The sequence below is a fragment of the Falsiroseomonas algicola genome (genome assembly GCF_011040385.1).
Taxonomy (GTDB): domain Bacteria; phylum Pseudomonadota; class Alphaproteobacteria; order Acetobacterales; family Acetobacteraceae; genus Falsiroseomonas; species Falsiroseomonas algicola.
The window spans coordinates 1-14,051 of the sequence record NZ_JAAIKB010000029.1; the positions used below are offsets into that span (position 1 = coordinate 1).

Here is a 14,051-nt window from a genome sequence, read left to right on the forward strand (position 1 = left end):
GATGCCTGGCAGGGGTCGGCGCAATACACGATCAGCGTCGATGGCGTGCCGATCAACGGCACGCTGACGGCCCAGGCCTCCCACGCCGCGGGCGAGGTGGACACCGTGACGGTGCTGGGCAACTGGGCGCCCGGCGGCCACGTGCTGACGGTGAACTTCCTGAACGACGACTGGGGCGGCAGCGCCGCGACCGACCGGAACCTCTATCTGGAGGGCGCGACCTACAACGGCGCGGCGGTGCCGGGCAGCACGGCCATGCTGGGCATGGCGGGGCCGCAGAACTTCGCCTTCACGGATGTGAACCCGATCGGGTGATGGGCGGCTATGGGGAGGCTGCCGGGCGCCTCCCCATCCATCGTCAGACCCGCATCGGCATCAGGACGTAGAGCGCTTCCGGCTTGGCGCTATCCGTCACGATGGTGGGCGCGGAGCCGTCGGAGAAGCGGAACTCCACCGTGTCGGCGATCTGGTCGGTGATGTCGTTGAGGTAGCGGGCCTGGAAGCCGATCTCGATGGGTGCGTTCTCGTAGCTCACCACGTCGCCATCCAGTTCCTCCTGCGCCTGGCCGAGTTCGGCGCTGGCGGCGGAGAGGAGGAGGTGGTTGCGATCGACGCTGAGCTTCACGGGCCGCGACCGTTCGCTGCTGATGCCGGCGACGCGGCCCACGGCCTCCGCGAAGTCCTTCTTCGTCACCTTCAGGATCTTGTCGTTCCCGCGGGGGATGACGCGTTCGTATTCCGGGAAGGTGCCGTCGATCAGCTTGGAGGTCAGCTGCACGGGGCCGAGGGTGAAGCGGATCTTGGTGTCGGAGAGCGCGATGGCGATCTCGTCCTGCACCTCCTCCGCCAGCTTGCGGAGTTCGTTCACCGTCTTGCGGGGGATGATGACGCCCGGCATGCCGGTGGCGCCGTCCGGCAGCGGTTCCTCGACGCGGGCCAGGCGGTGGCCATCGGTCGCGACCGCGCGCAGCACCTTGGCGCTGCCCGCTTCCGTCGCGTGGATGTAGATGCCGTTGAGGTAGTAGCGCGTCTCCTCGGTGCTGATGGCGAAGCGCGTGCGGTCGATCAGTTCCCGCAGCTGCCCGGCCGGCAGGGCGAAGCGGTGCGGCAGCTTGCCCTCGGTCATGGAGGGAAAATCCTCCACGGGGAGCACGGCGAGCTTGGCGTCGAAGCGGCCGGCGCGGAGCGTCAGCTGGCTGTCGCCGCCGGGGTGGTCGAGCTCGATCTTGGCGCTGTCGGGCAGCTTGCGGACGAGTTCGAACAGCGTCGCGGCGGGGGCCGTGGTGCGGCCGGTGCGGGCGACGGTGACGCCGGGCACCTCCTCCACCACCGCGATCTCCATGTCGGTGGCGGTCAGGCGCAGGCCGCCATCGCGGGCTTCCAGCAGCACATTGGCCAGGATGGGGATGGTGTTGCGCCGCTCCACCACGCTCTGCACATGCGCGAGCGCCTTGAGCAGCACTGCCCTGTCCACCGTGAACTTCATGGCACCCGATATCCCGAATTTCTGAAGCGGCCCCGGGGCGGAGCCGCCCCCAGGCCCCATGGCCCCCGACAACGACCCTACATAACAGGCCGGAATCGCTTGTTGAAGGCGCGGTTTCCGGCTGATTCCAGGCTCACCGGCGGAACGAAGGCGCCCGGACCAGAAGACAGGCCAGCTGGAACATGACCTGGGCGCCGATCTGGGCGGTGGCGGTGGAGCCGTCATATTGCGGGGCGACCTCCACCACATCGCCGCCCACCACGTCGAGGCCCGCCAGGCCCCGCAGCAGCTCCAGCACCTGGATCGGCGAGAGGCCGCCCACTTCCGGCGTCCCCGTGCCGGGGGCGAAGCCGGGATCGACGGCGTCGATGTCGAAGGAGACGTAGATGGGCCCCGTCGCCACGGCGCGGGCGCGGGCGATGACGGCGGGGATGCCCATGGCCGCCACCTCATGCATCGGCAGCAGGGTCATGCCGCTGGCGGTGGAGAATTCCCAGAGGTAGCCGGCGCCGCCGCGGATGCCGATCTGGATGGTGCGGTCGGGGTCCAGCACCCCCTCCAGCACCGCCTGGCGGAAGGGGCCGCCATGGTGGAAGCGGGTGCCCTCATACTCGCCCCCCGTATCGGCATGGGCGTCGATATGGACCATGCCCAAGGGGCGATCCCGCCCCAGCGCCTTCAGGATGGGCAGGCTGATGGAATGGTCCCCGCCCGCTGAGACCAGGCGGATGCCGGCTTCGTGGAGCTTCGCGACATGCGCCTCGATATCCGCATGGCATTGTTCCAGCGAGAAGCGGGAGGCCATGGGGACGTCGCCGATATCGGCCACGCGGGCTTCCGTCAGCGGCGCCATGTGCAGCGCGGGCTCATAGGGGCCGATGCGCTCCACCGCGCGGAGGGCGCGAGGGCCAAGGCGGGAGCCGGCGCGGTTCGTCACGCCGAGGTCCATGGGTATGCCGAGCAGCCCGATCTCGGGCGGGTTGGCGAGGGGATCGGCTTCGAGGCGCGCGCCGCAAAACGTGGAAATGCCGGCGAAGGGCCAGGCGCGGCGGTCGCCCTGGAACTGGCTGTCGATGATGCGGCGGAAGAGGGGGTCCTCGGTCTCGCCCGCGCCGGAGGCGGCGGCGCCGAAGCGGGCCTTCAACCCTGCGAGCCTGTCCTGGTCCATGATGGAGTTGCCCCTTGCTGCCATCCCATCTTGCGCTCGGAAAAGCGCCCGGTCAGGGGGGTGACCGGGCGCCACGCTACGTTCCGATCGGAATGGTCGGGCGAGCCGGCAGGGGAACCGGGCTTCGTCCACCGGCAAAGTCGAGGCCGGCACAGGAAGAATAGCCTGAGCCTTGCCCGGCTTGCAAAAGACGAATGCGGGTCGTTCGCGGGAATCGGGGCAGGAGAAAGGCGGGTCGCGTGGTCGTGATGGATCGTTGCGGCGTCAGGCGGCGGCGCGATGCGTCGCCAGGCTTTCGGGGCGGCGCCCCGCGGCCCAGTCGGCGCAGGCGGCGCCGAAGACCTCGAAGATCGTGCGGCTCAGCGCGTCATGCTCCCAGTCATATTCCGGGTGCCATTGCACGCCCATGGCGAAGCCCGGCGCATCGGCGACGCGCACGGCCTCGATCGTGCCATCCGGCGCCCAGGCTTCCGCCACCAGGCGCGGCGCGATGCGGGCGATGCCCTGGTTGTGCAGCGAGTTCACCGGCACCGCTTCCGGCCGGAAGCGCAGCCCCGCCGCCGCCCAGATCTTTGCCAATTGGCTGTCGGCGGCGAGGCGCACGGGATGGGCCTTGCCGGTGCGCACCTTCGGCAGCTTCTGGTCGGAGGGGGTGGAGTGGTCGAGGCGGCCGGGCAGGTCCTGGATGCGCTGGTCGAGCGAGCCGCCCAGCGCGACGTTCAGTTCCTGGAAGCCGCGGCAGATCGCCAGCACCGGCAGCCCTGCCGCGATGGCGGCGCGGATCAGCGGCAGCGTGGTGCTGTCCCGCGCCACATCCTCCGGCGTGCCTTCCGCATGGGCGGGGCCCTGGTAGTGGTCGGGATGCACGTTGGACCGGCTGCCGGTCAGCATCAGGCCATCCAGCCGGGGCAGGATCTCCGGCACCAGCGCCTCCCCGGCCGCGGGCAGCAGCACGGGCACGCCGCCGATCGGGCCGAGCGTGACCCGGACGTAGCTGTCGGAGGCCGCGTGGTTGGGCGTGGCGAAGATGCCGAACGCCTTCACGCAGCAGGAAATTCCAATCATCGCGCGCATGCCGCGAATGTCCTGCGTCGATATGGCAGGATCAAGACAGCATTCCGATGAATCGCGCGTTGCTGACGCATGGCTGGTCCCTTCTGCCGCATCGGCGGGCAGGCTTTGCCCGCGCGGGGCGCGCCATCCCCCCGCAAGGCGGTTGCGCGCGGCGCGCGACGCCGCAGAATGGCGCCCCTGGTCGAGGAGGGTGGCAGATGGTCGGACGTCGGGGCCTGTTGGGCGGCATGGCGGGGCTGGGGATGGCGGGGCTCGCGCAGGGCGCCGCCGCGCAGGCGGCCTGGCCGGACCGGCCGCTGCGCTGGATCGTGGGCTACCCGCCGGGCGGCGCTTCCGACGCCTTCGCGCGGCTGATCGCGGCGCAGATGGGCCCGCGGCTCGGCCAGAACGTGGTGGTGGAGAACCGGCCCGGCGGCGGCGCGGTGCTGGCCAGCGAGGTCGTGGCCCGGTCGCCTGCCGATGGCTACACCTGGATGCATGTCGACAACGGCATCCTGACCTACAACCCGGCGCTCTATGCCCGCCTGCCCTATGACCCCGACCGCGACTTCACGGGGGTCGGCTTCATCGGGCGCTTCCCGCTGTTCATCGTCGTGCGGCCGAACGACCCGGTGCAGGATTTCGCGGGCCTCGTCGCCGCGTCGCGCAGCAAGGCGCCGACCTATGGCACGCCGGCGGTCGCCTCCCCCCACCACCTCGCGATGGAGCTGGTGAAGCGGCGCACGGGGCTGGCGGCGGAGCATGTGCCCTATCGCGGCGGGCCGGCCGCCATGCAGGATTTGCTGGCGGGCAATGTGGACGTCGTCGTCATCGATACCGCGACGGGCACGCCCTTCATCCGGGATGGCCGGGTCCGCGCGCTCTGCGTCATGAGCGAGGCGCGGAGCGCGCTGTTCCCGAACGTGCCGACGCTGCGGGACCTCGGCCATGACGCCGTCGCCTATGGCTGGCAGGGCATGAGCGTGCCGGCCGGCACGCCCGGCCCGGTCGTGGCCCGGCTGGCGGAGGAGATGGTGCGGGCCATGACGTCGCCCGACATCGCGCGGCGGCTGGCGGACCTCGGCATCGAATACCAGCCCTGGACGCCGGCGCAGTTCACCGCCTTCGTGGCGCAGGAGAACGCGACCTGGCGGCCGCTGATCCGCGACCTCGGCATCCGCCTCGACAGCTGAACCCGTTGCCCCCGGCGGGATTCGGGGGCAGAGGGGGCGCATGGACGGACAGGGCAGGCTGGCGCGGCTGCGCCAGGCGATGGGCTGGATCACGCAGCAGGGGCAGGAGGCGGCGCAGCGGCTGCGCGCGGGCGGCGTGCCGCCGGAGCTGCGTCATGCCGCCTGGAACACCAAGGTGCTGGGCTCCGCCTTCGCGCGGCAGCTCTACGCGACCGGCATCGCCGGCCCCGGCGTGCCGCCGCAATCCTTCCCGGTGCAGGTGCGGCTGACCTCCGGCCTCTGTCGCCAGCAGGCGCTGGAACAGCCCTGGCTGCACTACTGGTGCTCCCGCCTCGGCATGTATCCGATGTACCACCGCAAGGTCTGGGAGGATTGCTTCGTCGCCCAGGCGCTGTGGGAGGCGGGGATGCTGAATGGCCGCCGCCGGGCGCTGGGCTTCGCGGTGGGGCGGGAGATGCTGCCCGCCTTCTTCGCCGCCTTCGGGGTGGAGGTGCTGGCCACCGACCTCGGGCTGGAGGCGCAGAAGGCGAAGGGCTGGCAGGAGACGGGGCAGCACGCCAGCGAACTCGACCACCTGTTCTGGCCGCATCTGGTGGAGCGGGAGGTCTTCGACCAGCGCGTCACCTTCCAGCCCGCCGACATGCGGCGCATCCCGGATGCGCTGGCGGATGGCAGCCGGGACTTCGTCTGGTCCGTCTGTTCCTTCGAGCATCTGGGCAGCATCCAGGCGGGGCTCGACTTCGTGGTGCGGGCCATGGACTGCCTGCGACCCGGCGGCGTCGCGGTGCACACCACCGAATTCAACATGGCGGAGGAAGGGCCGACCGTGGAATCCGGCAATACCGTGCTGTTCCAGCGCCGCCATATCGAGGCGCTGGGCGAGCGCCTGGCGGCCCTCGGGCATGAATTGCTGCCGGTGGACTACAGCCCCGGGCAGGGCGTGCTCGACATGTTCGTGGACCTGCCGCCCTACCGGGAGGAGGACGGCGCCCAGCCGGTGCCGGACACGCCCCATCTCCGCTTGGCCAAGGGCGAGCATGTCGTGACCTCGATCGGGCTGATCATCCGCAAGGCGCGGTAGAGCATTTTCAAGTCGGGCGGAATCGCCCGACGACTCGGAAAATGCGTGAAAACAAGTGGCTAGACCGGTTTCAGCGTCGCTGCCGACGCTGAAACCGGTCTAGCAGGGTCAGGCGCCGATGATGGCGCGCAGCTCGAAGGCCAGCTTCAGCCGCTCCGGCGTCGGATGGTTGCGGTTGGCGAGGATGACCAGGCCGAGCCCCCGCCCGGCCGCATAGGCCGCATAGCCGCCGAAGCCGTTGGTCGCGCCGGTCTTGTTGACGAAGGCGCCCGGCGGTGGGGCGATGGGCGGGGACAGGGCCTCCGCCGGGTTCGGGCCGAGCACCATGCCATCGGCGCTGCCGGCGGCGACCGCCTGGGGCGAGGCGGGCGCGGGATACCATTCCCAGATCGCCCCCTGGGTCAGCGCGCCGCTGCGGTAGCGCCCGACCGGCAGGGCGTCGAGGGCGGCGCGGAGCGGCACTGGCGGGGAGATGAGGCCCATCTGAGCCTCGACCAGCCGCAGCAGGTCGGGGGCGGTGGCCCGCAGCCCATAGGCTTCGAGGTCGAGCGGCCCCGGCGCCAGGCGGATGGGGCGGCCATCCCTCATATGCCCCTGCGCATAGGCGGCGCGGCGCGCGGCGGGCACTTCATGGAAGCTCGACTCGAGGCCGAGGGGGCGGAGCACGCGGTCACGGGCCAGGGTGGGGAAGGCGCCGCCCAGCGCCCGTGCCGCCACGACGCCCAGCAGGCCGATCGAGGGGTTGGCGTAGGCGCGCACCGTGCCGGGCGGGGCGGGCGGCGTCCAGGCGCGATACCAGGCAGCGGCATCCTCCCAGCTTCGGACCGCGGCCGGGAATTGCAGCGGCATGCCGCCGGTGCAGTGGGTGGCGAGATGCAGGAGGGTGAGGCGATCCGTGCCGGGGCCGCGCACCTCCGGCACATGCCGGCCGGGCGCATCCTCCCAGCGCATGGCGCCCTCCCCCACCGCCACGGCGGCGAGCGCCGCGGTGACCAGCTTGCTGAGCGAGCCCAATTCGAACAGCGTGTCCGGACCGACCGCGGCGCCGGCCGCCGCGCCCTGGGCGGGATCGGCCATGCCGAAGAAGGCGACGTGCCGCCCCCAGGGGCCGACCAGGCCGATCGCCAGGCCGGGCGCGCCGGTGCGGTCCATGAAGCCGCGCGCCGCCGCCGCCACCTGCGCTTCGAGGTCTGGCGGCGGGGCGGCGAGGGATGCACGGGGCAGGGCCGCCGTTGCGAGAAGGCCGGCGGCGACCGCACGGCGGGTGGGGGCGAAGGGTCGGGTCATGGCGGGGTTGGCTACCAGCGCCACGCCCGGCGTGAAGGCAGCCTGCCGGCGGTCAGGGTTGCGGAGATGCCGCTTGGCACGGCAAGGCCCTGGCCTGGCTGACGGAATCGCCCCGCGGCGCCCCCGGCTGCTCCGGCTGATGTGAGGATATCCGCGGCGATGCCGGCGGAAGTCGGGCGCCGGCTAACAGATGATTCATCGGCCGCGCGCAGGATGCGGTGAGGCGGCCCAGGGCCGCCCCGCCAGGAGGGCGCACCGCATCGCCAGCGGGGAGCCCCGCCATGCCCAGCGCCTCCATCCTGTCCTTCCGTGCCCGCACGCCGGTGCGCGACTTCCTGCGCAACCTGAAGCGCTGGCTGACCTACAAGCCGCACCGCGCCTATATGCGCGGCCGCTGAGGCGCCCCTATCCTGCGTCCCCGGTGACGGGGACGGGGATCGGACGCCTTGCATGACGTGATCGTGGTGGGGGGCGGGTCGGCCGGTGCGGCGCTCGCCGCCAGGCTATCGGAAGACCCGCGCCGGCGCGTGCTGCTGCTGGAAGCGGGGCGGGACTGGCGGGCGGCGGAGGCGCCGCGCGCGCTGCGCAGCCCGAACATCATCCCCTTCATGCACCACCCCGCCCACCAGGCCGACTGGCAGTGGCCGGGGCTGATGACGCGCCGGACCCGGGCGCAGGAACCCCGCTTCTACTGGCGGGGCCGGGCGCTGGGCGGGTCCTCCACCGTCAATGCGCAGATCGCCATCCGCGGCGTGCCGGCCGCCTTCGATGCCTGGGCGGAAGCGGGGTGCGAGGGGTGGTCGGCGGCGAGCGTCATGCCGATCTTCGACGCGATCGAGGATGACGCGGAGTTCGGCGTGCCCGGCCGGAAGCAGGGCGGCCCGCTGCCGGTCTGGCGCATGCCGGAGGATCGCTGGGGCGCGGTGGACCGGGCGCTGCGCGATGCCGCGCTGGCAACGGGACATCGCTGGAAGGCGGACCTGAATGCGCCGGAGGGCGAGGGCATCTCCGGCAACCCGATCAATCTGCGCGACGGCGTCCGCGTGACGACGAATGACGGCTACCTGGAGCCGGCGCGGGGCCGGCCGAACCTCACGATCCGGGGCGAGGCGCTGGTGGACCGCGTGGTCTTTGATGGCCGGCGCGTGCGGGGCGTGCGGGTGCGCTTCGGGCAAGGCGAGTGGGAGGAGGTGGCGGCGCGGGAGGTGGTGCTCTCAGCCGGCGCCATCCATTCGCCGGGGCTGCTGATGCGGAGCGGCATCGGGCCGGCGGGTGATCTGCGGGCGCTGGGGATCGAGGTGCTGCATGACCAGCCCTCGGTCGGCGCGCATTTCATGGACCATCCGATCCTGCGCGCCAGCCTGGCGCTGAAGCCGGGTTTCCGCGCGGAGGGCGCCGATGCGCGCCACACCAATTGCTGCGTGACCTATTCCAGCGGGATGGGCGGCGAGCGGGACATGATCCTGATCGCCTACAACCATCGCGGCCTGGCGGAGGATGGCCCGGCGCCGAACGGGGGAATCGGGGTGGCGCTGTATGACGCGCTGTCGCGGGGCTCCGTGCGGCTCGTCTCCGCTGATCCCGAGGCGCAGCCGGCGGTGGAGGAGAACATGCTGGACCATCCGCTGGATCGCGCGCGGATGCGGGACGGGGTGCGGAGGCTGGCGCGGCTCTGTGCCATGGCGCCGGTGCGCGACATCGCGGCGGCGATCACCTTCGGCGAGACGGCGCTGACGATGGAGCAGGCCGCCGCGCTGCCGGACGGGGAACTGGACGCGGTGATGCTGGCCGAGGCCGGGGACATCCAGCACGCCGCCGGCACCTGCCGCATGACGGCGCATGAGGACCCGCGCGGCGTGGTGGATCCCGACCTCAAGGTGCGCGGGGTGGAGGGGCTGCGGGTCGCCGACGCCTCCATCATGCCCTCCGACTGCCGGGCCAATCTGCACTTCACCTGCGTGATGATCGGCGAGATGGCCGCGCGGCGGATCGCCGCCAACTGACGACGGTCCAGGGGCGTCTCGCCCCTGGCGTGGGGGTCCAAGGGGGAGCGGCGCTCCCCCTTCACGCCACCAGATGCGTCGTCGGCAGTCCCAGCGCTTCCGCCACCAGTGTCCGGTGGCAGCGCCGGTGATCGGCTTCCAGGCAGAGCAGGCAGACCGGTTCCCGCGTTGCCTGCTCCCGCAGGTCCGCGAGTGCCGCCTGCGCTTCCGTCCCCGCCAGCGTCGCCGCGAAGATGCGTTTCATCTCGTCCGGCCGGCCTTCCCGCACGGCCTGCCGACCCTCGGCCGGGGTGCCGAGGGCGCGGAGGTGGCGGTAGCCGATGCCGACCTCCTCCAGGCTGGCGGAGAGCGCCCGTTTGGCGAAGCCTGGGCGCCGGCTGTTGGCCAGCGCCCGCACATCGACCAGCGTCTTCACCCCCGCGCCCGTCAGCGCCGCCAGCAGGCGCGACGGCGTCGTCTCCTCATAGCCAATCGTGAAAATAGTCACTTCGGCAGCGCGGCGTGGGCCGCGAGGCAGGCGATGTCCAGGATCTGGTTCACCCCCGCCTCCATGCCGACGATCTGCACCGGCGCGGAGAGGCCCATCAGCAGCGGGCCGATGGTCTGGGCGGAGGTAAGGCGCGGCGCCGCCTTGGTCAGGATATGCGCGGCGTGCAGGCCCGGCATCACCAGGACATTGGCCGGGCCGGTCAGGCGGCAGAAGGGATAGAGCTTGGCGCGGAGGTCGGGGTCCAGCGCCACGTCGGCCGCCATCTCCCCGTCATATTCGAAATCGACCTGCCGCTGGTCCAGCAGCTTCACGGCATCGCGGACATTGCCGGGGATGCTGCCCTTGGGGTCGCCGAAGGTGGAGAAGGACAGGAACGCCACGCGCGGTTCCTGGCCGATGCGGCGCGCGGCGGCGGCGGCGCGGATGGCGATCTCCGCCAGCGTCGCGGCATCGGGGCGTTCATGGATGGCGGTGTCCGCCACCAGCACGGTGCCGGAACGCCGCGCGAGCATCAGAGTCAGCCCGAACAGCACCGTGTCCGGCGCCGGGTCGATCGCCATGCGCACGCCTTCCAGCGCCGCGGCGTAGCTGCGCGTGACGCCGGTGACCATCGCATCCGCATCGCCATTGCCGACCATGCAGGCGGCGAAGACGTTGCGGTCCAGGTTCACCAGGCGCTGGCAGTCGCGCAGCAGGAAACCTTCCCGCTGCCGCTTCGCGTAGAGCCATTCGGCATAGGCGCCGTTCCTGGCGGAGAGGCGGGCGTTCTGGATCTCGATCCCCTCGCCGAGCGGAATGCCGAGGGAGGCGACGGTCGCGTTCACGCGATCCTCCCGCCCCACCAGGATCGGCGTGCCATAGCCCGCATTGCGGAAGGCGATGGCGGCGCGGATCACCTTCTCCTCCTCGCCTTCCGCGAAGACGACGCGACGCGGATTGGCGCGGACGTTTTCCGCGATCGCCTCCATGGCGCCCGCCGTCGCATCGAGGCGGCCGGCGAGGTCCCGCGCATAGCGCGCGAGGTCCGTGATGGGCTTGCGCGCCACGCCGCTTTCCATCGCAGCCTTGGCGACGGCGGGGGAGACGCGGGAGATGAGCCGCGGGTCGAAGGCGTTCGGGATGATGTAGTCGGGGCCGAAGCGGAGCGACTTGCCGGCGCCGGCGCCGGCCACCTCCTCCGGCACATCCTCCCGCGCCAGCATCGCGAGAGCCTCGGCCGCCGCGACCTTCATCGCATCGTTGATGGTGCTGGCGCGGACATCGAGGGCGCCGCGGAAGATGAAGGGGAAGCCCAGGACGTTGTTGACCTGGTTCGGATAGTCCGACCGGCCCGTCGCCACGATGCAGTCGGGGCGGACGGCGCGGGCCTCATCCGGCGTGATCTCGGGATCCGGGTTCGCCATGGCGAAGATCACGGGGTTGGGCGCCATGCTGCGCACCATGGCGGGCGTCACCGCGCCCTTCACGGACAGGCCCATGAAGCAGTCGGCACCCTCCATCGCCTGGGCCAGCGTGCGCGCCGGCGTCTCCACGGCATGGGCCGACTTCCACTGGTTCATGCCCTCCTGCCGGCCGCGATAGATCACGCCCTTGGTGTCGGCCAGGATGACGTTCTGCGGGCGGATGCCCATGGCCTTCACGAGCTCGGCACACGCCACCGCCGCCGCGCCGGCGCCGTTGATGACCAGCTTGACCGACTTCAGGTCGCGGCCCGTCAGATGGCAGGCGTTGATGAGCCCCGCGGCCGCCACGATCGCCGTCCCATGCTGGTCGTCATGGAAGACGGGGATGTCCATCAGCTCCCGCAGCCGCTGCTCGATGACGAAGCATTCCGGGGCCTTGATGTCCTCCAGGTTGATGCCGCCGAAGCTCGGGCCGAGGTAACGCACCGCATTGACGAAGGCGTCCACATCCTCCGTCGCCACGCAGAGATCCATGCTGTCCACATCGGCGAAGCGCTTGAACAGCGCGGCCTTGCCCTCCATCACGGGCTTGGAGGCCAGCGCGCCGAGATTGCCCAGCCCCAGCACCGCCGTGCCGTTGCTGATGACGGCAACGAAATTGCCCTTGGAGGTGTAGTCGTAGGCCAGCGAGGGATCGCGATGGATCTCCAGGCAGGGCGCCGCCACGCCCGGGCTGTAGGCCAGCGACAGATCGCGCGCGGTGATCAGCGGCTTGGTGAGGCGGATCTCCAGCTTGCCGGGCCGCCCCTCGGCATGCATGGCGAGCGCCTCCTCACCCGTCACGCGGGCCGTGCGAGTATCCGCCACCGCCTCGACGGAATTCTTGCGCGCATCATCCATGGTGTCTGTTTTCCCCCAACCACTGACCCACGGTTATGCGACCGAACAACGCCCCGCGAAAGCCAGTCACTTCGCGATTGCGAGCATCCGCGCGGGGCGCGCCTTAGCCGTGCGAAGCGGGCGCGCGGAGGTGGCGCTGGTGGCTGCCGGAGAGGGGCTGCTCGCCCCTCTCCGGACCTCTCCCCAGCCAGGGTCCAGCGGGACCCTGGACCGCGAGGTTATCGGTGGATGGAGGGAGGGGCATAGGACGCGCGTCGGACATGCGGTCGCGCGGTGCCCCTCCCTCCATCCACCGATCTCATGGGTTCCCAAGGGCCCGCTGGCCCTTGGCGGGGAAGGGGTCCGGGGAAGGGGCGGAGCCCTTTCCCCGGCGGCGCCAGGCGCTACCCCCGCCGCACGTTCCACGGATAGGGCGACGACCCCGGCAGGATGCCCGTGATGTCGCGGCGGAAGGCGGTGCGGATGACGAATTGGCCGAGGGGGACGAAGGCGGCTTCGTCCAGGGCGAGCTTGCCGAGTTCGGAGGCCAGCGCCTTCTGGCGTTCCTCGGTGGGGGCGTTGAGCCAGGCTTCGGCCAGGTCTTCCGCGCGGTCCGATTTCCACCAGCCGAACCAGCCATTGGTGCCCTGGCCGCGGACGAGGAAGGAGGTGGCGGGGTTGGCCCAGGCGGAGGCGCCGCCGGTGGTGTGGAGGATGGACCAGCCGCCGCGGTCCACCCCTTCGCGGTTGGAGCGGCGTTGCACGACGGTGCCCCAGTCGCTCTCGGAGAGTTCGACGTTCATGCCCGCGCGCTTCAGGCGGTCCGCGGTGACCTGGCCGAGGGGGCCGATATCGGGGAAGTCCGTCGGGTTGATGATGACGACCTTCTGGTTGGCGTAGCCGGCTTCGCGCAGGGCCGCGCGGGCGCGGTCGAGGTCGCCGGGCATCATGTCGGCGCCGAGATCCTCGAAATAGGGGGTGTGGCGGGGCCAGAGGCTGCGGCCGACGGACCAGTCCTGCGTGTTGTCGCCGCGGGAGGCGCGCATGTATTCGTCCTGCGCGACGGAGAGGCGGACGGCGCGGCGGATGCGGACGTCGTCGAAGGGCGCGTGCAAATTGTTCATCCGCATCACCGCCATGCGGCCGGTGGGGTCGGTGACTTCGCGGCGGACGTCGCGGGAGCGGGCGAGGAGTTGCTGGAGGTCGGGGTGCGGGCGTTCCCACCAATCGACCTCCCCGGCCTGCAGCGCCGCGGCGGCGGTCGCGGGGTCAGGCAGGATGTGCCACTCGATCCGGCGGAAATGCGCGACCTTGGCGCCGGAGGTCCAAGTGGGGGTTTCCTGGCGCGGGATGTAGCCGTCGAACTTCTCGTAGACCACGCGGCTGCCGGAATTGAATTCGTTGGCGATGAAGCGGTAGGGGCCGGAGCCGATCATCTCCGTGACCGCGCGGGCGGGGTCGGTGGCGGCCAGGCGGGCCGGCATGATGAAGGGGCTGGCGGCGTCGGGTTTTGCCAGCGCGTCCAGCATCAGCGGGAAGGGGCGGCGGAGGCGGATGACCATGGTGCGGTCATCGGCGGCGATCCATTCCTCCGCCTGGCGGGCGAGGAGCTGGCCGAAGGGTTCGCGGGCGCACCAGCGGCGGATGGAGGCGATGCAGTCCGTGGCGCGGACGGGTTCGCCATCGTGGAAGCGCAGGCCTTCGCGGAGCTTGATGCGCCAGGTGAGGCCATCGGCCGAGACCTCATGGCCCTCGGCCATCTGCGGCGTGGGGCGGAGGTTGGCGTCCACGCCATAGAGCGTGTCGAAGACGTAGAAGCCGTGGTTGCCGGTGACGGTCGCGGTGGTGAAGACGGGGTCCAGCACGCTGAGATTGGCCTGTGGCACCATGCGCAGCGTGGTGGCGCGGCTGTTCTGCGCGACGGCGGGGGCGGCGATGGCCATGCCCGCGCCCAGGGCGAAAAGGTCTCGACGACGGATCATGGGCTGCTGCCTTCCCTGCTGTGGCG

At 71.3% G+C, this 14,051-nt stretch carries 11 protein-coding genes; 4 read left to right on the forward strand and 7 right to left on the reverse strand.

What is annotated here, in order from left to right:
* Window positions 1-315 (forward strand): carbohydrate-binding domain-containing protein (locus G3576_RS30070; RefSeq protein WP_207623113.1); only part of this gene is annotated, 315 nt, incomplete at its 5' end.
* Window positions 316-358: 43 nt separating this feature from the next.
* Here G3576_RS30070 and dnaN read toward each other — a convergent pair.
* From dnaN to G3576_RS30085, 3 genes are all read right to left on the reverse strand, one after another.
* On the reverse strand, window positions 359-1,486 hold the full coding sequence (gene dnaN, locus G3576_RS30075; RefSeq protein WP_164698181.1) for a DNA polymerase III subunit beta: 1,128 nt from the start codon (window positions 1,484-1,486) through the stop codon (window positions 359-361).
* Between the two features lie 133 nt (window positions 1,487-1,619).
* On the reverse strand, window positions 1,620-2,654 hold the full coding sequence (gene speB / locus G3576_RS30080) for an agmatinase (protein WP_207623114.1): 1,035 nt from the start codon (window positions 2,652-2,654) through the stop codon (window positions 1,620-1,622).
* A gap of 264 nt (window positions 2,655-2,918) precedes the next feature.
* Window positions 2,919-3,728 carry a gamma-glutamyl-gamma-aminobutyrate hydrolase family protein gene (locus G3576_RS30085; protein ID WP_164698182.1) on the reverse strand — a complete coding sequence of 270 codons (810 nt, stop codon included), beginning with the start codon at window positions 3,726-3,728 and terminating at the stop codon, window positions 2,919-2,921.
* Between the two features lie 197 nt (window positions 3,729-3,925).
* Between G3576_RS30085 and G3576_RS30090 the strand changes: the two genes are divergently transcribed.
* Together G3576_RS30090 and G3576_RS30095 are read left to right on the forward strand one after the other, a co-directional pair.
* Window positions 3,926-4,900, forward strand: coding sequence for a Bug family tripartite tricarboxylate transporter substrate binding protein (locus tag G3576_RS30090; RefSeq protein WP_164698183.1), 975 nt, complete (start codon window positions 3,926-3,928; stop codon window positions 4,898-4,900).
* Window positions 4,901-4,940: 40 nt separating this feature from the next.
* Window positions 4,941-5,981, forward strand: coding sequence for an SAM-dependent methyltransferase (locus G3576_RS30095; RefSeq protein ID WP_235952546.1), 1,041 nt, complete (start codon window positions 4,941-4,943; stop codon window positions 5,979-5,981).
* A 108-nt stretch (window positions 5,982-6,089) separates the two neighbouring features.
* Here the strand turns inward: G3576_RS30095 and G3576_RS30100 are convergent, their stop codons facing one another.
* Complete coding sequence (locus G3576_RS30100; protein WP_164698184.1) at window positions 6,090-7,268, reverse strand: serine hydrolase; 1,179 nt, start codon at window positions 7,266-7,268, stop codon at window positions 6,090-6,092.
* A gap of 455 nt (window positions 7,269-7,723) precedes the next feature.
* Here G3576_RS30100 and G3576_RS30105 point away from each other — a divergent pair, with 455 nt between their 5' ends.
* Window positions 7,724-9,271: a GMC family oxidoreductase gene (locus G3576_RS30105; RefSeq protein ID WP_328730157.1), complete on the forward strand. Its 1,548-nt coding sequence runs from the start codon at window positions 7,724-7,726 to the stop codon at window positions 9,269-9,271.
* 61 nt (window positions 9,272-9,332) lie between these two features.
* Here the strand turns inward: G3576_RS30105 and G3576_RS30110 are convergent, their stop codons facing one another.
* The 3 genes from G3576_RS30110 to G3576_RS30120 form a co-directional block, all read right to left on the reverse strand.
* Window positions 9,333-9,758 carry a DUF488 domain-containing protein gene (locus G3576_RS30110; protein WP_164698186.1) on the reverse strand — a complete coding sequence of 142 codons (426 nt, stop codon included), beginning with the start codon at window positions 9,756-9,758 and terminating at the stop codon, window positions 9,333-9,335.
* On the reverse strand, window positions 9,755-12,064 hold the full coding sequence (locus tag G3576_RS30115) for an NADP-dependent malic enzyme (protein WP_207623115.1): 2,310 nt from the start codon (window positions 12,062-12,064) through the stop codon (window positions 9,755-9,757). Before G3576_RS30115 ends, G3576_RS30110 begins: the two co-directional genes overlap by 4 nt.
* A gap of 383 nt (window positions 12,065-12,447) precedes the next feature.
* A complete protein-coding gene (locus tag G3576_RS30120; RefSeq protein ID WP_164698187.1) occupies window positions 12,448-14,025 on the reverse strand; it encodes an ABC transporter substrate-binding protein in 1,578 nt (525 codons plus the stop codon).
* Between the last annotated feature and the right edge of the window lie 26 nt (window positions 14,026-14,051).